This is a genomic window from Microbacterium sp. EG9 (assembly GCF_059759475.1).
Map to the genome: position 1 here is coordinate 996,029 of NZ_CM186217.1, position 25,912 is coordinate 1,021,940.

Here is a 25,912-nt window from a genome sequence, read left to right on the forward strand (position 1 = left end):
CGCACGAGAGCCCGACTCTCGGAATCCATGCTCGAACTGATCCAGACCCACGGCTACAGCGGCACCGGCGTCAACGCCGTGATCGCACACTCCTCGGCCCCCAAAGGCTCCGTGTACTTCCACTTTCCGGACGGTAAGGAAGGGCTCGGTGCGGCGGCGATCGAACTCGCGGCCGCGCAGTTCGAGACGTTGATCACGGATGCCGCCGCATCCGGAGCCGGAGCTGCCGAGGCCGCCCGCACCGTCATCGCGGGGGTGGCCGATCTCGTCGCAGGCAGCGACTTCCAGCTGGGGTGTCCGGTGTCGGTCGTCACCCTGGAGATGGGAGCGCACAACGAGCGACTGCGCCGCGCCTGTGCCGACGCCTTCGAATCGTGGATCGCGTCGGCGGCGGCGCTCCTGGAGGCCGAGGGGCTCTCCCCGACCGAGGCGCGGGGAATGGCCACCGTCGTCGTGTCGATGATCGAGGGGGCCGTGATCGTCTCGCGCGCCCTGCGCAGCACGGGGCCGCTGATGGATGCGGCGGACGGCATCGCGGCGTTCATCGCTCAGCGCGTCTCGGCGTCGACCTCGTGAGCGTCCCCGACCACGGTCGACACGCGCTGGTCCTCGGCGCATCCGGGTTCGTCGGCCGCCACCTCCTGCGTGCCCTTGCGGGTGCCGGGGGAGAGGTCACGGCGGCCGTGCGCACGCCCGCGTCGGCAGCTCGCCTGCAGCACTGGCTCCGCGAGCACGGCCTGACACGACCGGTGGCGACCGTCATCGTCGACTTCGCCTCCGCGGAGCTCGTGCCCGGTGACCGGTCGGCTCTCGCCACGGTCACCGAGATCCACAACTGCGCGGGCTCCTACCGATTCGGCATGTCCGCGCAGGAGGCGCGCGAGGCCAACGTCGGCATCGTCGAGAGGCTGATCGACGTCGCCGCGGGGCTTCCCGCGCTGCGCCGCGTCGTCCACGTGTCCGGCTACCGTGTCGGCGGCCAGGATCCCGCGACGGTGCCGTGGTCGGACGACCATCGCGCAGCGGTCTATGCACGCCTCGGCGCCTACGAAGCGTCCAAGGTCGAATCCGACGCGGTCTTCCAGGCGCGCGCGAGCGCGCATGGGATCCCGTGGACGATCGTCAATCCCGCCAGCGTGATCGGCGACAGCGTCACGGGCGAATCCGACCAGCAGATCGGCCTCGCCGACACGATCCAGCAGCTCTGGCGCGGCAGGATGGCCGCCCTGCCGGGAGGGGACGCGATCTTCCTCCCCGTCGTCACCGTCGACCACCTCGCCGCGTTCATGGAACGCGTGGCCGTCGATCCGGCGGCGGAGAGCCGGGCCTACTGGCTCCTCGACGACGACACCCCGCCGCTCAGCGATCTGCTCTCGACGGTCGGGCGCCACCTGGGCGTGCCGATACCACGGCTCACGGTCCCGGTCGGTGTCATCCGGCGTCTCCCGGCGCGCGTGACCCGCGTCGACCCCGAGACGTTGTCCTTCATGTCTTCCGACCGCTATCCGACGGGGTCCGCCGACGCGCTCGCCGCCGCCCACGGGATCTCGACGCCCGACGTGCGGCTGTCGCTTCACCGGTGGGCGGATCACCTGGTCGCGTACCGGTTCGGCGACGCGCCCGGCGGCGACCGGCGATTCGTCGACTACGGCGGCATCCGCACGTTCGAGATCGGACGCGCGGGTTCGCGTCGGGTGATCCTGCCGGGCCTGCCCGTGAACGCCGACACCTGGGCGCGGGTCGCCGCAGGCACGGGGGCTCGCGCGGTCGACCTGCCCGGACTGGGCCTGTCCGGCGGTACCGGTCTTCGGGACTGGACCCGGTGGCTGGCGGGTCTGACGAGCGGGGAGCCGCTCGAGCTCATCGGCCACTCTCTGGGCGCCGCCGCCGCGCTCGCGGTCGCCCGGCGATTCCCCGAGCGTCTCCGGTCGCTCACGCTCGTGTCGCCGTTCTTCCTGCAGGTCCCGCCACGCGGTGCGGCACGGATCTCGCCGGTCGTGCGCGCGTTCCTGAGGCACGCCGACGCGGTGCGGCTGTCGCGCCGGCTGACCGGGACCGACGCGGGGGCGGCGGCGCTGGAGTCGAGCGTGAGCGACCTGAGGCGCACCGGCGCGAAGCACGCCGCAGCTCAGCTGTCGCGCGCGGGCTCGGCGAGGTGGCGGGCGCAGCTGCGGGACGCGCTGAGGGGGTTCGACGGGCCCGTGCGTATCGTCGTCGGCAGCGAGGATCCGCTGGATGCACGCTTCCGGGACGACCTCGGTCCCCGAGTGGAGATCGTGTCGCTTCCGGGTGCCGGTCACCACCCGCAGCTGACCCATGCGGAGGCCCTCACCGAGGTCCTGTCGCGCCCGGTCGCCTGACCTCGGCATCCGCACTCTCGGGATCGCGCTACATCCGTTCCAACGGGTTGGCGGCCAGCTTGGCGACGATGCCGCCGTCGAGCAGGCGCCGCGCGGCCGTGTCGGGCTTGCGCGCGGCCTGGTCCGCGACGCACGCGCCGAACTCCGCCGCGAGTCCACCGCGGGGGTACACCGCGAGCACCTCGCGCACGAACGACTCCTGAAGGGCGTCGGGTCGCGCGCCGGAGATGTCGAGGCCGGTGGCGATCTCGAGGAGGTGGCCCTCGGCATCCATCGCCGGGTCGACCCGCGGCCAGTTGTGCCGCACGATGACCTCGAGCACCCGGGCGCGTCGCTCGGCGGGCCAGCCGGCCCCCGCGGTGAGCGCGACGCCCACGTGTCCGCCGGCGTGCTCGTACGAGACGGTGTGGTTGTCGAACGCGGTCACGGTGCCGATGTCGTGCAGCACCGCCGCGACGTAGAGCAGCTCGTGGTCCACCTCGGCGATGCCGTCGACGCGCGCGAACGCTTCGGCCCAGAGCCACGAGCGCAGCGCGTGGGCCGTGATCGCGGGGGACTGGTACTGGCGGGCGAGCTCGAGCGCTCCTCGCGCGGCGAGGGTGTCGGGTGCGCGGAAGTCGGTGAGGTGCATGCCTCCAGTCTCCGCGCGCCCGATGCGCACCGACCGCCGCGTGGGCGTCGAGCCTCGTCGCATTCCTGCCAGATCGGTGCGCGACGCGCGTGCCTCGCTCTCCGTGCCGGCGTCGGAGATATCGTCGACGCCGTGAGCGTGGGAGCGCGAGTCGGATTCATCGGCCTCGGGATCATGGGGGAGCCCATGGCGCTCAACCTGGTGCGCACTGGCGTGGCGCTGACGGTGTGGAACCGGTCGGAGCGCGCGCGAAGGGTGCTGGTGGATGCCGGAGCGACGGCCGCGGCGGAACCGGCGGAGGTGTTCGCGCGGTCGGAGATCGTCATCCTCATGCTGGCCGGCACGTCGGCGATCGACGACGTGCTGGGTCCCGACGGCGCCCGGCGCGCGGAGATGCTCACCGGGCGCACGGTGGTCAACATGGGCACCGTGCCGCCGGAGTACTCCGCCCGGCTGGCCGCCGAGATCACCGGCGCCGGCGGCGTCTTCGTGGAGGCGCCCGTGTCGGGGTCGCGACGCCCGGCGGAGGAGGGGACTCTCGTCGGCATGCTCGCCGGGCCCGAGGATGCGGTGGCCCGCGTCACACCGATCCTGGAGCCCCTGTGCGGCGCGCTCACCTTCTGCGGGGACGTCCCGTCGGCGTTGACGATGAAGCTCTCCGTCAACGTCTTCCTCATCGCGGTGGTCACGGGGCTGGCCGAGTCCTTCCATTTCGCCGCCCAGCACGGCGTGCCCGCGAGCCTGTTGCGGCAGGTGCTCGATGCCGGGCAGATGTCCTCGCCCATCTCTCGCGTGAAGACCGCCAAGCTCGCGGCCGAGGACTGGACGCCGCAGGCATCCATCCGTGACGTGCTGATGAACAACGAGCTGATCACCGAGTCCGCGCGCACCGCCGGCATCGCGAGCCCGCTCCTCGACGTGACTCGGGAGTTGTACGCCGACGCCGTCGCGCGCGGTGACGGCGACCTCGACATGGCGGCCGTCGTGCGGGCGATCTCCGATCGGTCGGCGGGCGGCGCCTCGCCGGAACTCACAGCCGGCATCCAGCCTGGCGGGACCAAATCGGGCGCATCCTCTGTTTGATCAGGTGACGCCGCAGCCAGCGGTGTCGCAGAGGAGACATCATGTCGAAGGACTACCGCAAGACCCCCGAGGCGCTCGGCCGCCTCACCGATCAGCAGTACGCCGTGACACAGGAAGAGGGCACCGAGCCCCCGTTCCGCAACGCTTACTGGGACCTGCACGACGACGGCATCTACGTCGATGTCGTCTCGGGCCAGCCCCTGTTCGCATCGACCGACAAGTTCGACAGCGGCACCGGATGGCCGAGCTTCACCCGCCCGATCGAGCCGGATGCCGTGGTCACCACGACCGACCGCACGCTGTGGATGACGCGCACCGAGGTGCGCTCGTCGGGCGCCGAGAGCCACCTCGGCCACGTGTTCGACGACGGCCCCCGCGCGGAGGGCGGTCTGCGCTACTGCATGAACTCGGCCGCGCTGAGGTTCGTGCCCGTCGAGGACCTCGCCGCCCAGGGTTACGGTGAGTACCTCGACCGTTTCCCGAACGCCCCCACCACCGACCCCACCCCTCAGGAGGATGCAGCATGACCAGCGGACCGAGCGACACCGGAGCCATCACCCAGCCGGCCGGCACCGAGACGGCCATCCTCGCGGGCGGCTGTTTCTGGGGCATGGAGGATCTGATCCGCCGTCAGCCCGGCGTGATCAGCACCCGCGTCGGCTACACGGGCGGTCAGAACGATCACGCGACCTACCGTCATCACCCGGGGCACGCCGAGGCGGTCGAGATCGTCTTCGACCCGAATGCGACCAGCTATCGCGACATCCTGGCGTTCTTCTTCCAGATCCACGACCCGTCGACGCTGAACCGCCAGGGCAACGACATCGGCACGAGCTACCGCTCCGCCATCTTCCCCGTCACGCCCGACCAGGAGCACGTCGCGCGCGAGACCATCGCCGACGTCGATGCGTCGGGGCTGTGGCCGGCGCCGGCCGTGACCACGATCGAGCCGCTGGGCGCGTTCTGGGAGGCCGAGCCGGAGCACCAGGACTACTTGCTGCGCTACCCCAACGGCTACACGTGCCACTTCCCGCGTGCGGGGTGGGTCCTGCCGTCCCGCGCCGACGCCTGAGCGACGCGCGGGAGTACGCCCCGAAGCTGTGAGGCGCACATCTTCGGGGCGTACCGTCAGGTCATGAGTACACAGAGCACGACGAAGAGCCCGTCCGACAGCGCCGCCCTCGGCCTCGGATCGGTGCTGGCGGGCTCGCTGCCGTCCGCATTGATGACAGCGGATGCCCCGGCCCGCTACACCGTCGAGGCGGTGTTCACCCGTCGGCCGCAGCGCGAGGAGATCGCCGATCTGCTGAGCGACGAGACGCGCGAGATGCTGATCCGCAACGGATACCCCGTGGTCGAGCTGACGGTGTCCGATCGCCGCCTGGAGATCGCGAACACCAACCTCGAAGAGCTGCGCGACGGTCTCGGAACGGTGCTCGCCGACCGGCTCGCGGAGATCAGCGACCGCGCCGTCGAGCGCCGCGACGCGGCCGCCCTGCGCGACGAGAAGACGGCCGAGGGAGAGCGCGAGCGCGCCGCCGCCGTCGTGGCCCTCGCCGCGTCGGTCAGCTTCGAGCGCGTCGTGCCCGCTGCCGGATGATGCCGAACACGACGGTGGCGACGGTCCGATCGACCCGGGACTGAGGCGGTCAGCACTCCCACAGTCCGGTGTGAGACGGTGGACACATGCTCCACTGCGGTGATGGCATACCGACCCGAAAGGAAGGTGCCATGCCAGCGTGGTGGGAAGAAGTGCTCCATGTCGTGACCGGTCGTGTCAGCCGGCACGACGATCTCCCCGATCTGCGCGGGCTCGAGACGCGGCGGGTCGCTCTGGAGAAGACGCACTTCCTCGTCAACGACCGTGAGCGTCGCGGTGAGGAGCGGCGCACCTACGTGATGCGCCACGTCGCCTCGACCCGGCACGACACGACCACGGTGGCCGTGACCTCCAACGGCCGCGGCGTCGGCTCGCTCCCGCGCGAGGTCGCCGCGTCCATCGCTCCGCTCCTGCGCCGTATCGGCGGCGCGGCGATCATCAACGGGGCCGGAGCGCGCCCCGGCAGCCTCCGGCTGTGGGTCGATCTGCCCACCTCCGCCGCCCTCGGCGACTTCGCGCTGCAGCGGGACGGGGCGGCCACGCAGGACTCGTGACGCGTCGCGCCGGGCGCCGGCCCCGCCGCGGAGCACAATGTCCTCATGGCCGACCCCATCTGGAAGAACGACCCCGACGAGCATGACTTCCCCGCGGCGGAGGACTACCTCCGCCTCGTCGCCGATCCCGAGCGGGCCCGTTCTGTCGTCGCGGCCCTGCGCACGCGGGCGACGGTGGTGAAGAAGGCGAAGGACATCCTGCGGGCGGCGAACCTGCCGCTGCTTCCGATCGACAACCCGCACGTCGCCGATGACCTCCGCAAGGTGCGCGCGGGCAAGCCGCTGTCGCCCGTGCTCATCGTCCACGGCGACCTCACGCGCGGGCTGTCCGCGCAGATCGCCGACGGCTATCACCGCGTCTGCGCCAGCTGGTACCTCGACGAGAACACGGAGATCCCGTGCCGCATCGTCGGGCCGGACGCCGCCGCGGCGTGAACGCATGAACCTGCAGACGCTCGCGCTGGTGGGTGCGGTCGCGCTGCTCGGTCCGCTGCTGTCCGCCGGCAGTCGGTGGCGCGTGCCGGTCGTGATCGGCGAGCTCGTCGCGGGCATGGTGATCGGCGTCTCCGGGCTGCACCTGGTCGACCCCACCGACCGCACGTTCAGCTTCCTCGCGACGCTCGGCTTCGGTCTCACGATGTTCGTCGCGGGCACCCACGTGCCGCTTCGCGACGCGCGCCTGCGCCCGGCGCTCGGCCGGGGCGCGCTGCAGGCCGTCGTGGTCGGCGTGGTCGCCGCCTTCGCCGGCTGGGGACTCGCGACGCTGTTCGACACGGGTCACGCCGCCGTCTACGCCGTGGTCATGGCGTCGTCCTCCGCCGCGCTCGTGCTGCCCGCCGTCCAGCAGACGCGTCTCGGAGGTCCGCCGCTGCTGGCCACCATCGCGCAGGTCGCGATCGCCGACACGGCCTGCATCGTCGCGCTGCCCCTCGCGATGGACCCGGAGCGTGCACCGGTCGCGGCCCTCGGCGCGCTCGGCATCGCCGCCGTGGCGCTCCTGCTGGCGCTGGGGCTGCGGTGGGGCGCGCGCGGCGACCGGTGGAAGCGCCTGCGCGAGACCAGCAAGACGCACGAGCTCGCGATCGAGCTGCGCGTCAGCCTCATCCTCGTCTGCGCACTCGGCGCCCTCGCCACCGTCTCGCACGTCTCCGTGCTGCTCGCCGGTTTCGCCGGCGGCCTGGCGGTCGCCAGCGCCGGGGAGCCGCGGCGGCTCGCCCGACAGCTGTTCGCGGTGACGGAGGGCTTCCTCTCGCCCCTCTACTTCGTGTGGCTCGGCGCGTCGCTCTCGCTCGGCAGCCTCGTCGACGCGCCCGCGTACCTCTGGCTCGGTGTGCTGCTCGGGGCGGGTGCGCTCCTCGCGCACCTGTCCGGGGTGCTGCTGCGGCAGCGTCCGCTGTGGGCCGTGATCGCCGCCGCCCAACTCGGCGTCCCGATCGCCGCCGCCACGATCGGAGCCGAGACGGGAGCGCTCACCGCGGGGGAGCAGGCGGCGCTCGTGCTCGGGGCGATCGTGACGATCGCGGCGCTGGCGGCATCCACGGCGGTCGCCTCCCGGCGCACGGCGGTTCGTGCCGAGGGCGCGGATGCCGCCGACGGCACGGATGCCGCGTCGAACGTCAGCCCGCCATCGCGCTGACCGCGCCCGCGACGTAGGGGATCAGCCAGATCGCCCAGACGACGATGCTGAAGCGGTGGAACGCGCGCTTCTCGTTCTCGCGGCCCCGCACCAGCACGATGATCGCCCAGATCAGGTGGATCGCCATGAGGACGATCGCGGCGGTGCCGGTCCAGGCCATGAGGGTTCCCGCGGCCGTCTCGGCGACGCCGTCCGCGCGCCGGTCGGCCGCGATCTGCGTCATGAGCAGGGTGCCGGTGGTGTCGGCGGCGAGGCCGAGGGCGAACATGCCGGCGTGCCACCAGCGCAGCGTGCGCTGGATCCGCTCCGCCCAGACGCCGACGCTGTAGAAGACGAGGGCGGCGGTGATGATGACGATGGAAAGTGGAAGCATGCGGCCACTCTACGCCGAATCCTTCAGTTGTGTTGAAGGTTTTCGGGGGCGCGCCACAGCTGCTCTATCGGCACGCCCGTGCCGAGCACGTTCTGCGCGGCGCGGTGCCCCGAGCACAGCGCCGCCGTGACGGTCGCCGGGTCGTCGGTCCACGTCGCCTCGCCGGCCAGGTGCAGCACACCGCCGACCGGTGTGGCCAGGGTGTCGTGGTCGTCGGTCGTCGACCCGGGACGCATGTAGGCGTACGAGCCGCGCGCGTAGGGGTCGTCCTGCCATGCGGTGCGCTGGACGGCCACCGGATCGGGGGCGTCGCTCCCGTACAGGCGTCGCAGCTGCGCCATCACGGAGGCGACGACCTCCGCATCCGCCTCGTGCTGCGTCGCGACCGCCGCCGGTCCGGCGGCGAAGGTCAGCAGCGTCGGCTCGCCGTGCAGCGCGGTCAAGTCGTACCAGGAGTGCCACCACCGCCCCTGGGGCCCCTGCTGGCGGACGGCGTACACGTCGGAGTCCCAGAACCGCTCCGGGAAGCGCAGGAACAGCTTCTCGAACGCGTTCATGCGCAGCCGGCCGAGCGCGCCGGCCACCGGCTCGGGCAGGGGCGGCTCGATCGCGAACGACGCCGATTGCAGCACGCCGACCGGCACGGTCACCACGACATCCCGGCTGGTGAACGCACCCCGATCGGTCGTCACCGTCACACCCTCGGCGCCCCATCCCACGCGGGAGACGACGTGGGCGAGCCGGATGTCGAGCCCGCGCGCCAGGCCCGTGGCGAGGGCGTCGTAGCCGTCGGGGAAGACGACCTCGTCGCCGTCGACCTGGTCGTCGTCGAGGCCGTGCGCGGCGAGATCGTCGATCGCCGCGCCGTACTGCTCTTCGCTGCGGTGCGCCAGGTACTCGCGCACGCGCTCTGCCCGCTCCGCCTCCCAGCCCCGGGCGGCGAGGGCCGCCTCGGTCACGTCGCGGTACGTGGCGTCGGGCGCGGATGCCGCGATCAGCGGCACCAGGGCGGCATCCACGGCACGGATGTCGGCCACGTACGCGGCCGCTTCGTCGGTGCTCAATCGCCGCCCGTCGGGGGAGTAGTGCGCGATCGGTCGACTGTCGGGCTGGTAGCCGCCGACCGTGAACTCCACGGTGCGCATGCCGAATGCGCTCGCCGCGGCGGCCACCGGGCTGTCGGTGATCCCGTGGATCCACGAGGCGCCCCGGTCGGTGACGCGCCCGTCGGACCGATCGGTCCAGACGCGGCCGCCGATGCGATCGCGCGCCTCGAGGACGACGGTGCGCCGTCCGGCATCCGTCAGCAGGCGCGCCGCGGCGAGCCCCGAGATCCCGGCACCGATGACGATCGAATCGAATGCGGCCACGGCGCGTCCCTTCCTCCCGGCGGCGCCTCCCTCGGCGTCGTAGGAGCGACGTTAGCGCGCAGGGCCGCTCATCCGGTGCTGCGTACGTCGTCGAGGGCCGCGTCGAGGGTCGCGAGGATCGCCGCGCACCGCTCGACGTCCTCCCGCGTGCCCGACAGCTCGAACTCGAACAGCACGGGCCGGCCCGACGTCTGCGACAGCTGGCGGGCGGCGGCCTGGTAGTAGTCGCCGAAGTTGCGGTTGCCCGACCCGATGATCCCGACCATTCGTCGGCGCGTCATGGGCGAGCGCAGGAACGCCCGCACCCCCGCGGGCAGGGTCACCTCTTCGGCGTTGCCCGCCTTGTACGACGGCGTCAGCAGCACCCACGGTCCGGTCGGCTCCGTGCGACGCACGTCCGAGCGTGCGAGGTTGAGCACCCGTCGGCCGTCGATCCGCGCGAGCGCCTCGGCGAACCGGCCGGTCAGGTTCGACGACGAGGAATAGTAGTACACGGGGATCTTCCGCATGTGGACAGTCTGATCGGACGTCGTCACGCGTGCTGGCCGCATCGGCGTGACAAACCCGCTTCGTCGGCACACTCGCCTGTGCACAGTGCACAAGGGGCGGGCGGTATTGGGCCGTTTCTGCCGATGGCTGGTTTTTCACGGCGGCTTACTCTGACGTGACCACCCGCTGTCAATGTCGACGAGGAGGACGACCCATGACCGTGCACCCCCATTCGCGTCTGCCGCAGCTGCCCTGGAACGGTCCCGCGGCCGGAACCGATGCCCCGGCCGTCCGCGATGTGCGTCGTGAGCTCACCTACCGAGGCCTCGAGCGGGAGGCGGCGGGGTTCGCGGAGCAGTTGCGCTCCCTGGGTATCGGCGACGGAGCTGTCGTCGCCGTGATGCTGCCCAACTCGATCGAGCTGCTCGTCGCCATCCTCGGCGCGTGGCGCGTGGGAGCGGCCGTCACCCCCATCAACCCGACCTTCACCGCCCGCGAAGCCGGCTATCAGGTGGCCGACTCGGGAGCCCGGATCCTGGTCGGCCCCGCCCTGGACGGCATCGAGGTTCTCCGCCTCGGCGCCGACGACCTCCAGCGCGAACCGCGGTTGCCCGTCGCCGATCCGCGTATCCAGCCGAGCCGTGTCGCCCTTCTCGTCTACACGAGCGGCTCGACCGGCCAGCCCAAGGGGGTCATGCTCGACCACGAGAACCTCGAAGCGATGGCGACGCAGATGGCGACGCACTTCCAGCTGAGCCCCCGCGACCACGCGCTTCTGGTCCTCCCGCTGTTCCACGTCAACTCGATCTGTGTCACGTTCCTCGCACCACTGAGTGTCGGTGCACAGGTGACAGTGCTGGAGAGGTTCGCCCCGGCAGTTTTCATCGACGCCGTCGAGCGATACCGGCCGACGTACTTCTCGGGGGTGCCCGCGATCTTCGCCCACCTGTCGGTGCTGCCCGACGAGGTCGCTCTGGACGCGTCGAGCCTGCGCTTCGCGGTGTGCGGCGCGGCCCCGGCATCCGCCGAGCGGCTGGCGCGCTGCGAAGAACGCTTCGACATCGCGATCACGGAGGGCTACGGACTCACCGAGGGCACCTGTGCGTCCGCGTGCAATCCTCCCCAGGGCCTTCGAAAGCCCGGCACGGTCGGACCCGCCCTGCCCGGGCAGCAGATCCGCATCGTCGACGAGCAGGGCCGAGAGCTGCCGGTCGGACAGCGCGGCGAGGTGGTCATTTCTGGTCCCACGGTGATGCGGGGTTACCTCGGGCGTCTCGATGCGACGGCGCAGGCGATTCGTGACGGGTGGCTGCACACCGGCGACATCGGGGTGCTCGACGCCGACGGCTATCTGACGATCGTCGACCGCATCAAGGACATGATCATCCGCGGTGGCGAGAACATCTACCCGAAGGAGATCGAGTCGTTCCTCGCCACGCACCCCGCCGTGCTGGAGTCGGCCGTCGTCGGCAGACCCGACGCCGTCCTCGGCGAAGTGCCGGTGGCGCAGGTGGTGCTGCGTCCGGATGCCGCGGACACGACCGTCGACGAACTGCTCGCGCACTGCGCGACGGGGTTGACGAAGATCAAGATCCCGGTCGCGCTCGAGATCGTCGACGCGCTGCCGCGAAACTCCGTCGGCAAGATCGACAAACCCGCCCTCCGCCTCATGCTTCTCGCCCAGGTCTGACCTGCGCCGACGCGTCTCGGATGCCGCTGCGGCGGCACCCGATGCTCGCGCGCGCGTCACCGGGCTTCACCACATCCCTTCCATACCTCGAAACCCATCACCGAAGGAGTTGACATGGGATTCAAAACCGGCGACTTTCCGCCCGTCGATCTCGACACGTTCCTGCACCGTCCGCTGCGCGACCGTGTTCGCACCCTCGCCCTGCACTGGGCGGAGTACGGCTTCGGCTCACCCCGAATGATCGCGACCACCTATATCGCGAAGGTGGTGTTCGTCTGGGGCCTGCTCGGTGCGGTGATCATCACCGCGACCAGCGGCGTGGGGTGGTTTTGGCAGGTCGAGCTGTGGTGGAACCAGCCCATCGTCTACCAGAAGGCCATCGTCTGGACCATGCTCCTCGAGGCGATCGGTATCGCCGGATCGTGGGGCCCGATGGCGGGCAAGTTCACGCCCATGACGGGCGGGATCCTGTTCTGGGCGCGGCCGGGAACGATTCGGTTGCGGCCGTGGCGCTGGGTTCCGGGCACCGCTGGTGACACCCGCACAGTCCTCGACGTCGCGCTCTACCTCGGCTTCCTTGCCGCCCTCGCCACCGCGCTGTTCATGCCCGGCACGCCGTCTGCGTCGCTGGCGGCGATGCTTCCCGAGAACACGAGCGGTCTGGTCCAGCCTGCGCCGGTGATCGCCGCCATCGTGCTGCTGGTGCTCGTCGGAGTGCGCGACAAGACGATCGCGCTCGCCGCGCGTATCGAGCAGTACCTGCCGGCGCTCGTGATCTTCGTCGTCCTGCCGTTCACCGACATGATGATCGCGCTGAAGATGCTGATCGTCATCGTGTGGGTGGGAGCGGCGGTCTCCAAGTTCGGCAAGCACTTCGTCAACGTCATCCCGCCCATGCTCTCCAACACGCCCTTCTGGCCGCCGCTGTGGCTCAAGCGCGCGCACTACCGGGACTTCCCGCGCGATCTTCGCCCCTCGAAGCTCGCCGGCTTCATGGCGCACGTGATGGGCACCACCGTGGAGCTCGTCGTCCCCCTCGTGCTGCTGTTCTCGACCAACCGCATCGTCACCCTCGTCGCGGTGGTCATCATGGTCGGATTCTGCCTGTTCATCGTGTCGACGTTCCCCCTGGCCGTGCCCCTCGAGTGGAATCTGCTGTTCGCGTTCGGGGTGGTGACGTTGTTCCTCGGATTCCCCGCATGGCAGGGTTACGGGGTGTTCGACTTCTCGGCCGCGTGGATCGGCGCCGCCGTCGCCATCGCGCTGCTGTTCTTCCCGATTCTCGGCAACCTGCGTCCCGACAAGGTGTCGTTCCTGCCCTCGCTGCGTCAGTACGCGGGCAACTGGGCATCGGCGATCTGGGCCTTCGCGCCGGGCGCCGAGGCGAAGCTCGATGCGGTGGTGCGGCCGACCCGCAACCAGATCGATCAGCTGCAAGCGATGGGCTACCCGTACGCCGTGGCCGAGATCACGATGCAGCAGACGATCGCGTGGCGGTCGATGCACAGCCAGGGCCGCGGGCTGTTCTCGTTGGCCTACCGCACCCTTCCCGACATCGAGACGCGCACGATCCGCGAAGGCGAGTTCGCGTGCAACTCGCTCATCGGATTCAACTTCGGCGACGGTCACCTGCACAACATCGACCTCATCCGCGCTCTGCAAGCGCGCTGCCGTTTCGAGCCGGGAGAGTTCATCGTCTTCTGGGTGGAGTCGCAGCCCATCCACAAGACGACGCAGGCGTATCAGATCATCGATGCCGCTCTCGGCGTCATCGAGCGAGGAACGTGGAAGGTCGCCGATGCCGTCGCGGCGCAGCCATGGCTTCCCGATGGTCCCATCCCGATCGAGGTGCAGTGGCGCGCTCAGACCGTGCCGGCGACCTCGGCGACCAACAGCACGCACGTTCCCGCGTCCGCTGACGGTCGCGACGTCCGGGCGAGAGCCTCGCAGTCATGACCGGCGCGGTGGTGGTCGGCAGCGGGCCCAACGGGCTTGCGGCCGCCACCGTGCTCGCGCGCGCGGGCGTCGAGGTCACGGTCTTCGAAGCCGATGACGTGCTGGGCGGCGGCGCCCGTTCCGGTCCGAGCCTGGTTCCCGGACTCGTCCAGGACCACTGCTCGGCGGTGCACCCGATGGCCGCGGCGTCCTCCTACATCGCCTCCTGGCAGCTTGACGAGCGCGGCGTTCGGTGGGCGCGGGCGCCCTACGATGCGGCGCATCCCTTCGACGACGGCGATGCGGCGCTGCTCAGCCAGTCGATCGAGGAGACCGCCGACCGGCTCGGCATCGACGGGCGGGCATGGCGCACGATGTTCGCTGCACCGTCAGGTCGATTCGACGATCTGACCACCGACATCTTCCAGCCCATGATTCGGATGCCGCGCCACCCGCTGCTGCTGGCGCGCTTCGGCGCCGTCGCTGCTTTCCCCCCCACCTGGACGGCGCGGGCGCTGCGCACAGAGAGGGCCCGCGCACTCTTCACAGGTGTCGCCGCGCACGCGATCAACCGCATCGACGTGCCGCTCGTCGGCGGCATCGGAGCCGGGATCATCACGGCTGGGCATGCGGTCGGGTGGCCGGTCGTCGCCGGAGGCACCGGCGTGCTGACCGATGCCGTCATCGCGGGCCTTCGCGAGCTCGGGGTGCGCTTCGAGACCGGTGTGCGGGTGAGGAGTCTGCGCGATCTTCCCCGTCACGAGGTCGCGATGCTCGACGTTCATCCTCACGAAGCCGCGCGCCTGCTGGGCGAACGGATGCCGCGGGCCGCGCGCTCGGCGTACCTTCGCTTCCGCCCCGGGCCGGCTGCGTTCAAAGTCGACTTCGCCGTGCACGGTGCCATCCCCTGGCGCAACCCCGAGGTCGGGCGCGCGGGAACCGTGCACCTCGGCGGGACGGCACGCGAGATCGCGGACGTGGAGACGGAGATCGCGAAGGGCCGCATGCCCGAGCGCCCGTTCGTCCTCGTCGGACAGCAGTTCGTCGCCGACCCCACGCGCGCCGCCGGCGACATCGTGCCCGTGTACGCCTACGCCCACGTTCCCGCGGGATACACCGGCGACGCGACCGCGGCGATCATCGCGCAGATCGAACGGTTCGCCCCGGGGTTTCGGGAGCGCATCGTCGCCACGGGTGTGGTCACCGCCACAGAGATGGCCCAGCGCAACCCGAACTTCGTCGGGGGCGACATTCTGACCGGCGCGAAGACCCCGCTCCAGTTCCTGTGCGGGCCCCGGCTGAGCCCGTTCCCGTACGATACCGGGGTGCCCGGCAGTTACCTCTGCTCGGCGGCGACGCCGCCCGGACCCGGCATCCACGGGATGAGCGGGGTCAACGCCGCACGTCGCGCACTGCGATGGGCGCGGTCGCAGTGAGCGCGAACGCGACGGCAGCCGCGGATCGGGAAGATCTCCGGCCTTACCTCGCCCAGGTCGCGTCGCAGCTGGACGGGCGGCTCCCCGAGATCGTCCGTGAGATGCGCGACCTGCTGGCCAACAGTATCGGTCCCCTCGGCGGAGATCCGCAGCTCGTGGAGATGCTGCAGGCGAGCATCGAGGGCAACGTCTCGACGATCTGCCATGTGCTCGGCAACGACATCAGCCTGGAGAACCTGCAGCCCACGACTGCGGCCGTCGAGTATGCGGCGCGACTGGCTCAGCACGACGTGCCGGTGTCCGCTTTGACTCGTGCGTACTACCTCGGCCAGAGCATGTTCCTGCGACTCGGGATCGACGCCGTCGAGAAACTGCCCGTGCGCGACGACCAGCGGATCGAGCTGGTGCGCAACGTCGCCGACGTCGTGCACCGCTACATCGACTGGATCCTGCAGTACGTCTCCACCGTGCACGAGGCCGAGCGGCGCCGTTGGTGGAATGCGCGTGCGACCATGAACGTCGCCGCGGTCATGAAGATCCTCAACGGCGATGTGCGCACGGTCCATGCCTTCGAAGCAGAGACGGGCTACGCGCTGGATCAGACGCACGTCGCCGTTATCGCGTGGGTCGACGGCGTCGCGGACGATGCCGACCAACAGCGCATCGAGCAGACTGTGCGACGCATTGCCGCCGAAGCGGGCACGCCGCAGGCGCCGCTGTCCGTCGCCGCGGACCGGGGGACCGCATGGGCGTGGATCGCGACGCGCGCGTCGGTCGCCGAAGTGCGCGCCGCCGCAGAGCGAGTCGCGGCGCAGTGGCCGCGCCTGCGGCTCGCCATCGGCGGCGCCGGAGTCGGCGTGCGAGGCTTCGTGGCCTCGCACGAGGCCGCGGCAGCGGCACGGTTGGTGGCGCTGTCGACCGTTCAGGGCCGAGAACGCGCGGTGGTGGCCCACACCGACCCCGGTGTGGTGCTGCTGGGACTGTTCGCGGCCGACCCCGGCGCCGCGCGATCCTGGGCCGCGGGAGTCCTCGGCTCCCTCGCCGAGCCGGGAGAGCAGGCGGCGGTTCTGCGTGCGACGCTCGCCGGCTACTTCGCGAATGGTGAGAACGTCATGCGCACCGCCGACGCGCTCGGCCTCCACCGCAACACGGTTCGCGCGCGCGTCTCGCGCTGCCTCGACGACCGAGCGGAACCCTACGATTCCATCGAGATCGCGCTGGCGCTCAGACTCTTCGACGCGTTTCCCATCGATCAGCTGACTGCTCGCGCCTCATGGCAGTAGCCGCAGCTGTGACCGGCAGCAATCGGTCGCATCCGGCCCACGGCAGGGGCCTGCACTGACCGCATGCAGCGGTCCGACTCACCCGATGTCCGGCACCGCCGCGCCGGGGTGTCGCTGGGGGTCGCCCTCGTCGTCGCCGCCCTCACCGCGTGCGCGCCCGTGCCTCCCCCGCCCGCCCCTGCCCACATCAGCGTCTCGGTGCAGCAGGACAGGCTGGACATCGCGCGCGGCAAGATGTCGGTCGTCGTGCACAACGACGGCGCCGCTGCGGTGACGCTCACTTCTCTGACGTACGCCGACCCGCGTTGGGCGTCCGTGCTGGAATGGACCGGCGCGCTGCCGGTGCCGGCGGGTCGTGGCCGCTCGGTCACGGCCGATCTGTTGTCGCCCGCGTGCACAAGCCCGACGGATGCCGCGGGCACGGCGCATCTGGTCTTCCAGACCGACCGCGGCGCGGCATCCGACGACTACGCCGTCGACGACCCCTTCGGCTTCGTCGCGCGCGCCGTACAGCAGAGGTGTTTTGCGAGCCGGTTCGCCGCGACGGCCGCCGTCGATCTCGTCGACGTCGCCACCGTGACCCGCGACGGTGCCGCGGTGGCGGAGCTCACCGTGCGCATCGCCAACCACGGCGCCACGCCCGTACGGCTCGACACCGTCAAGAGCACCACGCTGCTGCAGCCGGCCGCCGGCGGATGGCTGTGGCTACCGGCCCAGGTCGTGGCGGCGGGGGAGAGCGTCACTCTTCGCATCGACGCCGCGCCCGCTCGCTGCGACATGCATGCGATCGCCGAAGACAAGGTCGGCACCCGCTTCGACGCGGCGGTGTCGGTGCTGAGCGACCCGATCGACAGCGGCACCCTCACCCTTGCCGCCAGCGACGAGCAGCGCTCCCGCCTGTACGACTTCGTCGCCTCGGCCTGCGGCTTCGCCCCCTGATCTGCGGAGCTGGGCGGCTCGCGGCGGCTCGCGGTGGCCGCCGGCGCGCCTCCATCCCGGTTATTCATGGCCGACGTGCACCGCCGGAATCACGCGGCTCTTGTGTGGTCAGACCACACGTGTCATACTGATCTCAGACAGGCCCGAGAGCCCTCGGACCCGGAAAGCGATGACGCGGACACCGTGTCCGCGCCGGGTAGGAGACCCACAATGTCCACCTCGATCGATGCTCTGGTCGAAGGCGCACAAGCCGCGCTCGCAGAGTACGCATCTTTCACCCAGGAGCAGGTCGACCAGATCGTTCGCAAGGCGAGCGTCGCGGCCCTGCACTTCCACGGCGAACTCGCCCTCATGGCTGTCGAAGAGACCGGTCGCGGTCTGTTCGAGGACAAGGCCGTGAAGAACATGTTCGCCTGCGAGCACGTGACGAACTCGATCATCAACCAGAAGACCGTCGGCGTCATCTCGCACGACGAGATCACCGGCATCACCGAGATCGCCGACCCCGTGGGCGTCATCTGCGCGCTGACGCCGGTCACCAACCCGACCTCGACCGCGATCTTCAAGTCGCTCATCGCGCTGAAGACCCGCAACCCCATCGTCTTCGGCTTCCACCCCGCCGCCCAGAAGTGTTCCGTGGCCGCGGCGAAGATCGTCCGGGACGCCGCGGTCGCCGCCGGCGCCCCCGAGAACTGCATCCAGTGGATCGAGGAGCCCTCCATGGAGGCCTCCGGCGAGCTCATGAACCACCCGGGTGTGGCGCTCATCCTCGCCACCGGCGGCAACGCGATGGTCCGCGCCGCCTACTCCTGCGGAAAGCCCGCCCTCGGCGTCGGCGCCGGCAACGTGCCCGCCTTCATCGAGCGCACCGCCAAGGTGGGTCGCGCCGTCAACGACATCGTCCTGTCGAAGTCGTTCGACATGGGCATGGTCTGCGCCAGCGAGCAGGCGGTCATCCTCGACGAGCCGATCGCCGCCGAGGCGCTCGCCGAGTTCGCCCGTCTGCACGCCTACATGGCGACCGCGGACGAGAAGCGGATGCTGGAGGAGTTCATCTTCGGCGTCACCGCCGGCAGCGAGAACTGCGCCGGCGCGAAGCTCAACCCCACCGTCGTCGGCCAGTCGCCGCAGTGGATCGCCGAGCACGCCGGCTTCACGGTGCCCGAGAACACGTCGATCATCCTCGCCGAGGTCTCCGGGGTCGGTCCCCACGAGCCCCTGACGCGGGAGAAGCTCGCACCCGTGCTCGCCGTGCTGCGCGCCTCGAGCCCCGCCGAGGGCATCGATCTGGCCCGCCAGATGGTCGACTTCGACGGTCTCGGCCACTCCGGCGCCATCCACTCCAACGACCAGGACGTCATCGCCGAGTTCGGCAAGGTCGTCAAGGCCGTCCGCATCATCGAGAACAGCCCGTCGGCACTCGGCGGCATCGGTGACATCTACAACGCCTTCATGCCGTCGCTCACCCTCGGCTGCGGCTCCTACGGTCACAACTCGGTCTCCAACAACGTCTCGGCGGTGAACCTCTTGAACGTCAAGCGCATCGGTCGTCGCAACAACAACCTGCAGTGGTTCAAGATCCCCGCGAAGACCTACTTCGAGCCGAACGCGATCCGCTACCTCGCCGACATGCGCGGCCTCGAGCGCGTCACGATCGTGACCGACGAGACCATGACCAAGCTCGGCTACGTCGACAAGATCATGGATGTGCTGAACCGTCGCGAGAACCGCGTGCAGGTGCAGCTCATCAACACGGTCAAGCCGGAGCCCAAGGTCTCCGAGGTGCGTGCCGGCGCCGACCTGATGCGTCAGTTCCAGCCCGACACGATCATCGCCCTCGGCGGCGGGTCGCCGATGGACGCCTCCAAGGTGATGTGGCTGCTCTACGAGAACCCCGAGGTGGAGTTCTCCGACATGTGCGAGAAGTTCTTCGACGTGCGCAAGCGCGCGTTCAAGTTCCCCGAGCTCGGCAAGAAGGCGAAGCTCGTCTGCATCCCGACCACGTCGGGCACGGGCAGCGAGATGACCCCGTTCGCCGTCATCACCGACGATGAGAGCGGCATGAAGTACCCGCTCGCCGACTACGCGCTGACCCCGTCGGTCGCGATCATCGACCCCGTGCTCACCAAGGTGCTGCCCGGCTTCCTGGTCGCCGACGCCGGCTTCGACGCCCTGACCCACGCCACCGAGGCGTTCGTCTCCGTCTACGCCAACGACTACACCGACGGCCTGTGCCTGCACGCGATCAAGCTCATCTTCGAGAACATCGAGCGCAGCACGAAGGCCCAGCCGAACTCGACGGATGCCGAGGACATCAAGGCCCGCGAGAAGATGCACAACGCGGCATCCATCTCGGGCATGGCCTTCGGCAACGCGTTCCTCGGGATCGTGCACGCGATGGCGCACGTCACCGGTGCGACGTACCACCTGGTGCACGGCCGCACGAACGCGGTCTACCTGCCGCACGTCATCCGCTACAACGGCACCGTCCCGACGAAGCTCACCAGCTGGCCGAAGTACGAGCGCTACATCGCCCCCGAGCGGTTCCAGGAGATCGCCAAGCACCTGGGCCTGCCGGCATCCACCCCGGAGGAGGGCGTCGAGAGCTACGCCCGCGCCGTCGAGGAGCTGCGCGACCGGGTCGGCATCGAGCGCTCGTTCCAGCAGCAGGGCGTCGACGAGACCACCTTCATCTCGGGCCTGCAGGATCTCGCCCTGGCCGCCTACCGCGACCAGTGCGCCCCGGCGAACCCGCGGATGCCGATGATCGAGGACATGAAGACCCTCATGGAGGCGGCGTACTACGGCACGTCGTTCGCCGAGGTCCGCGCCGCGCGGAAGGTCGCGCACGCGGAGAGCGAGGCCGTGACGGGAACCGTCCGCACGGCGCCCGCCAAGGGAGCGGCCAAGAAGGCCAAGGCCAGCGCCTGATCGACGCTGCGGAACGAGGGGGGTCGGGGGAGCATACCCGGCCCCCTTCTCCGTGCCCGCACGATCTCCGTACCCTGGACCCATGCACAGGCCGCGCCGCGTACGGGTCGGGGACATCGCCCCCTGGGTCGTGACGGCGCTCGCCGTGGTCGGCGGCATCGCCGTCGCGACCGCCGTCGCGGTGGCGGGGACGGCGGGCGAGGACCCGCGCCCCACCGCGGACGCCGCTCCACCCGCGGCGACGGCGCCGGCCGCGACGGCGGCGGGCACAGCGGCGACGGATGCTCCCGCGGATGCCCCGGAGAACACGACCGCCTACGACATCGCCGCCCTGCCCCAGATCGACGTGTGGTCGGTGACGCCCGGCATCCCCGTCGACGATGCGCCCTTCGCGCCGATGACCGGAGAGCTCGCGCGCCCCGTGACGGCGGCGCCGATCTTCGCCGATCCCGCCGGCGAACCGCTGGGATACCTCCCGCGCGACGCCGCCTACGGCGGGACGACGGTGCCGGTCGTCGTCCGCCAGCAGCACTGGGTCAAGGTCCTGCTCGCGGGCCGGCAGGGCGTTCCGCCGGACGGCAACCCCGCGCAGACGGTCGGCTGGCTCCGCGCCGCGGATGTCGAGCTCACGCCCGTGACCGCGTACGTGGAGGTGCACCTGGCGCAGCACACGATCGACATCGTCTCGGCGTCCGGTGTCGAGCGGGTCGCCGACGACTTCGCGTGGGGCAAGCCGTCGACGCCCACGCCGGTGGGCCGCACGTTCGTGATGCTGACGCGCGTCGTGCCGGAGTTCGCGTACACCCAAGGCCATCCGCTCGTCTACCTGGGCGTGCAGTCGTCGTCGATGGCCGGATTCGACGGCGGCACGGTCGCGGTGACCGCGTTCCACTACTACCGGGAGCGCTCGGGAGCGACGTCGTTCGGCTGCATCTATCTGGACGGGGCCGCGACCGATCGGCTCGCGCAACTGCCGCCCGGAACGCCCGTCATCGTCTCCCCGTAGGACGCCTCGCGCGCGCTGCGGTGTGCGGGCCCGCGGGGTTGTGCACAGGCGGACGGAGACCCCGAGGCGAGGTCGCTACGATGACCGCGTGCGCTTCGACTTCGACGGTGAGATCTTCCGCTGGTCCGCCCGGCGGGAGGACTGGTACTTCGTCGAGCTGCCCGCCGCCGTCAGCGCCGACATCCGCGAGCTCCCGCGTCCGCCGCGCGGATTCGGCGCCGTGCGCGTCGACGTGGTCATCGGCGGCTCGCAGTGGCGCACCTCCGTCTTCCCTGACGCGGAGCGCGGACGCTACGTGCTGCCGCTGAAGCGAGCGGTGCGTGAGGCGGAGGGCATCGACACCGCGGGCAGCGTGCGTGTCCGACTCGACGTGCTCCATGGCTGACGCGGCCGTGGTCCTCGTCGCGGCGGCCTATCTCGGGGCGGCAATCGTCGGCGTGGTCCTCGCCGTCGTCGACCTGCGCACGCATCGCCTACCGAACGCCATCGTGCTTCCCGCGCTCGCCGTCACCGTCGCGCTGCTCGCGGCATCCTGCCTGCTCGGCGCGCCCTGGAGCGCGCTCCTGCGGGCGCTCACGGCCGGCGCCGTGCTGTTCGTGCTCTTCCTCCTGCTGCGGATGCTCGGCGGCGGGGCGATGGGCGGAGGCGACGTCAAGCTCGCCGCGCTGGTCGGCGTCCTCCTCGGCTGGGCCGGGTGGTCGGCGGTCGTGCTGGGCGTCCTCGCGGCCTTCCTGCTGGGCGGCGTCGTCGCCGCCGCGCTGCTGGTGACCCGCCGGGCGAGCCGGTCGACGCGCATCCCCTTCGGGCCCTTCCTCGTCGCCGGAACCTGGATCGGGGTCCTCGCCGAGGGGGTGTGACCCCGGCCGGTCGCTGTCAAGGCCCCGCGGCCGGCGGAGGTCGCCGCCTATCCTGGCGGGATGGACATCTCCCGCGTCATCGCCCGCGCGCTGTCGCTGACGCCTGTCCGCGCGTTCCTGCGCTACGGCGAGCGGCGCGGCGCGATGCTGGCCGACAGCGTCACCTATCGCACGCTCTTCAGCGTCTTCGCGGCGGCGCTGCTGGGCTTCTCCGTCGCGGCCCTGTGGCTCTCCGGCGACCCGCAGGCGTGGCAGGCGCTCATCGCGGCGGTCGACCGGGCCATCCCCGGCCTCGTGGGCGAGAACGGCCTCATCAAGGTGGACGAGATCGACCTGTCGGTCGGCCTCTCGGTGGCCGGCGTGCTCTCGCTCATCGGTCTCGTGGGCGCGGCGATCGGTGCCATCGGGTCGCTGCGCACGGCGATGCGCGTCGTGTGCGACAAGCTCACCGATGACGTGCCCATCTGGATCGTGCTCCTCCGAAACGTCGGTCTCGCCGTGGCCGTCGGCGGCGCCCTGCTCGCCTCCGCGGTCGTCACGATGCTGGGGACCGCCGGCCTGGACGTCGTGGCGCAGTGGCTCGGCCTCACACGCGAGGACCCCGCCATCGCCTGGGGCACCCGAGTGCTCGCGATCGTGGTGACCTTCGTGCTGGATGCCGCGGCGGTGGCGGTCCTGTTCCGCGTGCTCTCGGGTGTGCGCGCCCCCGCGAAGGCGCTCTGGACGGGCGCCCTTCTGGCCGCGGTGGGGCTCACGGTCCTCCAGCAGCTGTCCGGGCTGTTCGTCGGCGGCGCCGCGTCCAACCCGCTTCTCGCGTCCTTCGCGGCGCTGATCGCGCTGCTGCTGTGGATCAACCTCTCGGCGCAGGTGATCCTGATCGCCACGGCGTACATCTTCACGCTCGTCGAGGAAGGCGACGACCGCGTACGTGCGCGCCACGGCGCCGCGACGTTCGCTCAGCGACGCGTGCGCTCCGCGGAGAACGTCCTCGCTCTCGCGGCCGCCGAACTCGAGGAGGCCCGGCGGGCGGAGCAGAAGGAACGTGACGGCGCCGGAGCGTCCTGACGGTCGCGTGTAACGGCCAGGTAAGAGCCGCGTGAAAAGACCCCCGCCGATGTGCATCGGGCGGGGGCGCACGTTAGCGTGTGAACTGTGTCAGAACCCGAATCTGTGACCGGTCCCACCTCCGTGCCCCACCCGCTCCACGCGACGCACCCGCTGGCTCTCGCGCCGGTGACCGGTCCGGCGAGCTCGGTCGACGGATTCGTCCGCCAGTTCCTGCGGAACCTCAACTACGAGCGGGGCGTGCCGCTGTCGGCATCCAGCCCGAACGACCGCTACTTCGCCTTCGCGATGACCGTGCGCGACTACCTCATGGCGCGCTGGCTGGAAGACCTGCGCCGTCAGCGCGTCGCGCAGGCGAAGGGCGTGTGCTACCTCTCGGCGGAGTACCTGCTCGGCCGCCAGCTCGACAACAACCTGCTCGCGAGCGGTCTGACCGAGATCGCCACCGAGGCGATGGCCGCCTGCGGCATCGACATCGACGAGCTGCGGGCGCAGGAGGTGGAGCCGGGCCTCGGAAACGGCGGTCTGGGACGCCTCGCCGCGTGCTTCATCGACTCGCTCGCGACGATGGGTGTGCCGAACGTCGGCTACGGCATCCGCTACGAGTACGGCATCTTCCGTCAGACCTTCGTCGGCGGTCAGCAGGTCGAGCAGCCCGACGCGTGGCTCACCCTGGGCTCCCCGTGGGAGTTCCCGCACCCCGAGGCCGCTCGCCGCATCTCCTTCGGCGGACACACCGAGACCTACGACGACGACGGCGTCATCCGCAACCGGTGGGTTCCGGGCTGGCACGTTCAGGCGGTGCCCTACAACTACATGGTGCCCGGATACCTCAACGGCCGCGTCAACACCCTGCGGCTGTGGAGCGCGAAGGCCACCGACTCGTTCGACCTGCGGGTCTTCAACTCCGGCGACTACGAGGAGGCCGTGCGCGCCCAGACGTTCGCCGAGAACATCTCCAAGGTCCTCTACCCGGAGGACTCCACCCCGCAGGGCAAGGAGCTGCGCCTCCAGCAGCAGTACTTCTTCGTCGCGGCATCCATCGGCGACTTCCTGGAGAACACGCTGCCGGACGACTTCGACCTCGAGAAGCTGCCAGATCGCGTGATCTTCCAGCTCAACGACACCCACCCCGTCATCGGCGTGCCCGAGCTCATGCGCGTGCTCATCGACGAGAGGAAGCTCGAGTGGGATGCCGCGTGGGCGATCACGCAGCAGTGCTTCGCGTACACGTGCCACACCCTGCTGCCCGAGGCGCTCGAGGTGTGGTCGGTCGACCTGCTCGGTCGCCTGCTGCCGCGGCATCTGGAGATCATCTACCGCATCAACGAGGAGTTCCTCGACGCGGTGCGCGAACGCTACGGCGACGACGAGATGCGCATCCGCAACATGTCGATCATCTCCGAGTTTCCCGAGCGGAGCGTCCGGATGGCGTACCTGGCGACCGTCGCGGGCGCCAAGGTCAACGGCGTGGCCGAGCTGCACTCGCAGCTGCTGCGCGACAAGGTGCTGCCCGACTTCAACGACTTCTTCCCGGGCAAGTTCACCAACGTCACCAACGGCATCACGCCGCGCCGTTTCGTGCGGCTCGCGAACCCGGGGCTCTCCGAGCTGATCACCGAGGCCATCGGCACCGGCTGGCTCACCGACCTCGAACGCCTGCGTGAGCTCGAGACCTACGCGGAGGACCCGCAGTTCCGCCAGGCCTTCGCCGACGTGAAGGCGGCGAACAAGCGGCGCCTCGGCGAGGTGCTGCGCGCCCGCGACGGCTTCGAGATCAGCGACGGCCACATGCTCGACGTGATGGTCAAGCGCCTGCACGAGTACAAGCGCCAGATGCTGAAGCTCCTGCACGTCGTCACGCAGTACGAGAGCATCGTGTCGGGCCGGGTCGCGGCATCCGAGATCCTCCCGCGCACCGTGATCTTCGGGGCGAAGGCGGCTCCGGGCTACGTGATGGCCAAGCGCATCATCCACCTCATCAACGCCGTCGGCGAGGTCGTCAACGCCGACCCGCGGGTCGAGGGGCGCCTGAAGGTGCTCTTCCCGCCGAACTACAACGTCACCCTCGCCGAGCGGCTGATACCGGCCGCCGATCTGTCCGAGCAGATCTCGCTGGCCGGCAAGGAGGCCTCGGGTACCGGCAACATGAAGTTCGCGCTCAACGGCGCGCTGACGATCGGCACCGACGACGGCGCGAACGTCGAGATCCGCGAGCTGGTCGGCGACGACAACTTCTTCCTCTTCGGCATGAGCGAGCCCGAGGTGGAAGCGTTGTGGGCCCGCGGCTACAAGCCGGCGGACTTCTATCAGCGGGACGAGAACCTCCGCCGGGCGATGGATCTCATCGCCTCCGGCGCGTTCTCGGGCGGCGACCGCAGCGTGTTCGAGCCGATCGTGTCGAACCTGCTCTACGACGACCGCTTCATGGTGCTCGCGGACTACTCCTCCTACGTGGCCGCGCAGGCGCGGGTGGATGCCGCCTACACGGATCAGGATGCCTGGACGCGCTCGGCGATCCTGAACGTCGCCCGCTGCGGGTTCTTCTCGTCCGATCGCTCGATGCGCGACTACATCGAGCGCATCTGGCACACCCCGCCGATCCTCTGACGCGGGCGCGTCTCGGCTCGCTGCGCTCGCTCGACGACCGGCCCGCCCCGCGTCCCGGTCGTTG

At 70.5% G+C, this 25,912-nt stretch carries 24 protein-coding genes; 20 read left to right on the forward strand and 4 right to left on the reverse strand.

The window, feature by feature from the left end; all coding sequences use genetic code 11:
• The first annotated feature begins 27 nt into the window (after positions 1-27).
• Positions 28-576: a TetR/AcrR family transcriptional regulator gene (locus AC6CQV_RS04605; RefSeq protein WP_498260410.1), complete on the forward strand. Its 549-nt coding sequence runs from the start codon at positions 28-30 to the stop codon at positions 574-576.
• Positions 573-2,360: an alpha/beta fold hydrolase gene (locus AC6CQV_RS04610; protein WP_498260411.1), complete on the forward strand. Its 1,788-nt coding sequence runs from the start codon at positions 573-575 to the stop codon at positions 2,358-2,360. The genes AC6CQV_RS04605 and AC6CQV_RS04610 overlap by 4 nt, the downstream gene beginning before the upstream one ends.
• A gap of 28 nt (positions 2,361-2,388) precedes the next feature.
• Here AC6CQV_RS04610 and AC6CQV_RS04615 read toward each other — a convergent pair whose 3' ends face one another.
• Entirely contained in the window at positions 2,389-2,991 is a 603-nt protein-coding gene (locus tag AC6CQV_RS04615) for an HD domain-containing protein (RefSeq protein WP_498260412.1), read from the reverse strand.
• Between the two features lie 132 nt (positions 2,992-3,123).
• On the opposite strand from AC6CQV_RS04615, the gene AC6CQV_RS04620 reads away from it, so the two are divergent.
• The 7 genes from AC6CQV_RS04620 (at position 3,124) to AC6CQV_RS04650 (ending at position 7,864) form a co-directional block, all read left to right on the forward strand.
• On the forward strand, positions 3,124-4,074 hold the full coding sequence (locus AC6CQV_RS04620) for an NAD(P)-dependent oxidoreductase (protein ID WP_498260413.1): 951 nt from the start codon (positions 3,124-3,126) through the stop codon (positions 4,072-4,074).
• Between the two features lie 41 nt (positions 4,075-4,115).
• Positions 4,116-4,601, forward strand: a complete 486-nt coding sequence (gene msrB / locus AC6CQV_RS04625; protein WP_060958796.1) for a peptide-methionine (R)-S-oxide reductase MsrB — start codon at positions 4,116-4,118, stop codon at positions 4,599-4,601.
• Positions 4,598-5,146 carry a peptide-methionine (S)-S-oxide reductase MsrA gene (gene msrA / locus AC6CQV_RS04630; RefSeq protein WP_060958795.1) on the forward strand — a complete coding sequence of 183 codons (549 nt, stop codon included), beginning with the start codon at positions 4,598-4,600 and terminating at the stop codon, positions 5,144-5,146. The genes msrB and msrA overlap by 4 nt, the downstream gene beginning before the upstream one ends.
• A 63-nt stretch (positions 5,147-5,209) precedes the next feature.
• Positions 5,210-5,674, forward strand: a complete 465-nt coding sequence (locus AC6CQV_RS04635) for a hypothetical protein (protein WP_101306511.1) — start codon at positions 5,210-5,212, stop codon at positions 5,672-5,674.
• 131 nt (positions 5,675-5,805) lie between these two features.
• Positions 5,806-6,228, forward strand: a complete 423-nt coding sequence (locus AC6CQV_RS04640) for a hypothetical protein (RefSeq protein WP_036321705.1) — start codon at positions 5,806-5,808, stop codon at positions 6,226-6,228.
• Positions 6,229-6,273: 45 nt separating this feature from the next.
• The gene (locus AC6CQV_RS04645; RefSeq protein WP_498260414.1) at positions 6,274-6,663 is read left to right on the forward strand and encodes a hypothetical protein; all 390 of its coding nucleotides are present in this window, start codon (positions 6,274-6,276) and stop codon (positions 6,661-6,663) included.
• A 4-nt stretch (positions 6,664-6,667) separates the two neighbouring features.
• The gene (locus AC6CQV_RS04650) at positions 6,668-7,864 is read left to right on the forward strand and encodes a cation:proton antiporter (protein ID WP_061781699.1); all 1,197 of its coding nucleotides are present in this window, start codon (positions 6,668-6,670) and stop codon (positions 7,862-7,864) included.
• Here AC6CQV_RS04650 and AC6CQV_RS04655 read toward each other — a convergent pair.
• The 3 genes from AC6CQV_RS04655 to nrdI all read right to left on the reverse strand — a co-directional run bounded on the left by AC6CQV_RS04655 (position 7,845) and on the right by nrdI (position 10,116).
• Complete coding sequence (locus tag AC6CQV_RS04655) at positions 7,845-8,237, reverse strand: HsmA family protein (RefSeq protein WP_036321710.1); 393 nt, start codon at positions 8,235-8,237, stop codon at positions 7,845-7,847. The two genes, AC6CQV_RS04650 and AC6CQV_RS04655, sit on opposite strands and share 20 nt — an antisense overlap.
• A 23-nt stretch (positions 8,238-8,260) precedes the next feature.
• Entirely contained in the window at positions 8,261-9,607 is a 1,347-nt protein-coding gene (locus tag AC6CQV_RS04660) for a flavin monoamine oxidase family protein (RefSeq protein ID WP_498260415.1), read from the reverse strand.
• A 68-nt stretch (positions 9,608-9,675) separates the two neighbouring features.
• The gene (gene nrdI / locus AC6CQV_RS04665; RefSeq protein WP_060958790.1) at positions 9,676-10,116 is read right to left on the reverse strand and encodes a class Ib ribonucleoside-diphosphate reductase assembly flavoprotein NrdI; all 441 of its coding nucleotides are present in this window, start codon (positions 10,114-10,116) and stop codon (positions 9,676-9,678) included.
• A gap of 194 nt (positions 10,117-10,310) precedes the next feature.
• Between nrdI and AC6CQV_RS04670 the strand changes: the two genes are divergently transcribed.
• The 11 genes from AC6CQV_RS04670 (at position 10,311) to AC6CQV_RS04720 (ending at position 25,848) form a co-directional block, all read left to right on the forward strand.
• Positions 10,311-11,786: a class I adenylate-forming enzyme family protein gene (locus AC6CQV_RS04670; protein ID WP_498260416.1), complete on the forward strand. Its 1,476-nt coding sequence runs from the start codon at positions 10,311-10,313 to the stop codon at positions 11,784-11,786.
• 114 nt (positions 11,787-11,900) lie between these two features.
• Positions 11,901-13,742: a DUF3556 domain-containing protein gene (locus AC6CQV_RS04675; protein ID WP_101306506.1), complete on the forward strand. Its 1,842-nt coding sequence runs from the start codon at positions 11,901-11,903 to the stop codon at positions 13,740-13,742.
• Positions 13,739-15,157 (forward strand): phytoene desaturase family protein, encoded by a 1,419-nt coding sequence (locus AC6CQV_RS04680; RefSeq protein WP_101306505.1) that lies wholly within the window; start codon positions 13,739-13,741, stop codon positions 15,155-15,157. The genes AC6CQV_RS04675 and AC6CQV_RS04680 overlap by 4 nt, the downstream gene beginning before the upstream one ends.
• On the forward strand, positions 15,154-16,440 hold the full coding sequence (locus AC6CQV_RS04685) for a PucR family transcriptional regulator (protein WP_157831619.1): 1,287 nt from the start codon (positions 15,154-15,156) through the stop codon (positions 16,438-16,440). Before AC6CQV_RS04680 ends, AC6CQV_RS04685 begins: the two co-directional genes overlap by 4 nt.
• A 63-nt stretch (positions 16,441-16,503) precedes the next feature.
• Entirely contained in the window at positions 16,504-17,379 is an 876-nt protein-coding gene (locus AC6CQV_RS04690; protein ID WP_498260417.1) for a hypothetical protein, read from the forward strand.
• A 210-nt stretch (positions 17,380-17,589) separates the two neighbouring features.
• Positions 17,590-20,310: a bifunctional acetaldehyde-CoA/alcohol dehydrogenase gene (gene adhE / locus AC6CQV_RS04695; protein WP_498260418.1), complete on the forward strand. Its 2,721-nt coding sequence runs from the start codon at positions 17,590-17,592 to the stop codon at positions 20,308-20,310.
• A gap of 82 nt (positions 20,311-20,392) precedes the next feature.
• Positions 20,393-21,316, forward strand: a complete 924-nt coding sequence (locus AC6CQV_RS04700; RefSeq protein ID WP_498260419.1) for a L,D-transpeptidase family protein — start codon at positions 20,393-20,395, stop codon at positions 21,314-21,316.
• An 88-nt stretch (positions 21,317-21,404) separates the two neighbouring features.
• Positions 21,405-21,701 (forward strand): DUF1905 domain-containing protein, encoded by a 297-nt coding sequence (locus tag AC6CQV_RS04705; protein WP_060958786.1) that lies wholly within the window; start codon positions 21,405-21,407, stop codon positions 21,699-21,701.
• A complete protein-coding gene (locus AC6CQV_RS04710) occupies positions 21,694-22,173 on the forward strand; it encodes a prepilin peptidase (protein WP_498260420.1) in 480 nt (159 codons plus the stop codon). The genes AC6CQV_RS04705 and AC6CQV_RS04710 overlap by 8 nt, the downstream gene beginning before the upstream one ends.
• 60 nt (positions 22,174-22,233) lie before the next feature.
• Positions 22,234-23,238, forward strand: a complete 1,005-nt coding sequence (locus tag AC6CQV_RS04715) for a YihY/virulence factor BrkB family protein (protein WP_060958784.1) — start codon at positions 22,234-22,236, stop codon at positions 23,236-23,238.
• 105 nt (positions 23,239-23,343) lie between these two features.
• Positions 23,344-25,848 carry a glycogen/starch/alpha-glucan phosphorylase gene (locus AC6CQV_RS04720; RefSeq protein ID WP_231734880.1) on the forward strand — a complete coding sequence of 835 codons (2,505 nt, stop codon included), beginning with the start codon at positions 23,344-23,346 and terminating at the stop codon, positions 25,846-25,848.
• Positions 25,849-25,912: the final 64 nt, after the last annotated feature.

Bases quoted from the DNA above. Each gene is read 5' to 3' on its own strand.
- AC6CQV_RS04605 (WP_498260410.1), top strand. From the start codon at position 28: ATGCTCGAACTGATCCAGACCCACGGCTACAGCGGCACCGGCGTCAAC.
- AC6CQV_RS04615 (WP_498260412.1), bottom strand. From the start codon at position 2,991: ATGCACCTCACCGACTTCCGCGCACCCGACACCCTCGCCGCGCGAGGA.
- msrB (WP_060958796.1), top strand. From the start codon at position 4,116: ATGTCGAAGGACTACCGCAAGACCCCCGAGGCGCTCGGCCGCCTCACC.
- msrA (WP_060958795.1), top strand. From the start codon at position 4,598: ATGACCAGCGGACCGAGCGACACCGGAGCCATCACCCAGCCGGCCGGC.
- AC6CQV_RS04635 (WP_101306511.1), top strand. From the start codon at position 5,210: ATGAGTACACAGAGCACGACGAAGAGCCCGTCCGACAGCGCCGCCCTC.
- AC6CQV_RS04640 (WP_036321705.1), top strand. From the start codon at position 5,806: ATGCCAGCGTGGTGGGAAGAAGTGCTCCATGTCGTGACCGGTCGTGTC.
- AC6CQV_RS04645 (WP_498260414.1), top strand. From the start codon at position 6,274: ATGGCCGACCCCATCTGGAAGAACGACCCCGACGAGCATGACTTCCCC.
- AC6CQV_RS04650 (WP_061781699.1), top strand. From the start codon at position 6,668: ATGAACCTGCAGACGCTCGCGCTGGTGGGTGCGGTCGCGCTGCTCGGT.
- AC6CQV_RS04655 (WP_036321710.1), bottom strand. From the start codon at position 8,237: ATGCTTCCACTTTCCATCGTCATCATCACCGCCGCCCTCGTCTTCTAC.
- nrdI (WP_060958790.1), bottom strand. From the start codon at position 10,116: ATGCGGAAGATCCCCGTGTACTACTATTCCTCGTCGTCGAACCTGACC.
- AC6CQV_RS04670 (WP_498260416.1), top strand. From the start codon at position 10,311: ATGACCGTGCACCCCCATTCGCGTCTGCCGCAGCTGCCCTGGAACGGT.
- AC6CQV_RS04675 (WP_101306506.1), top strand. From the start codon at position 11,901: ATGGGATTCAAAACCGGCGACTTTCCGCCCGTCGATCTCGACACGTTC.
- AC6CQV_RS04680 (WP_101306505.1), top strand. From the start codon at position 13,739: ATGACCGGCGCGGTGGTGGTCGGCAGCGGGCCCAACGGGCTTGCGGCC.
- AC6CQV_RS04690 (WP_498260417.1), top strand. From the start codon at position 16,504: ATGCAGCGGTCCGACTCACCCGATGTCCGGCACCGCCGCGCCGGGGTG.
- adhE (WP_498260418.1), top strand. From the start codon at position 17,590: ATGTCCACCTCGATCGATGCTCTGGTCGAAGGCGCACAAGCCGCGCTC.
- AC6CQV_RS04700 (WP_498260419.1), top strand. From the start codon at position 20,393: ATGCACAGGCCGCGCCGCGTACGGGTCGGGGACATCGCCCCCTGGGTC.
- AC6CQV_RS04710 (WP_498260420.1), top strand. From the start codon at position 21,694: ATGGCTGACGCGGCCGTGGTCCTCGTCGCGGCGGCCTATCTCGGGGCG.
- AC6CQV_RS04715 (WP_060958784.1), top strand. From the start codon at position 22,234: ATGGACATCTCCCGCGTCATCGCCCGCGCGCTGTCGCTGACGCCTGTC.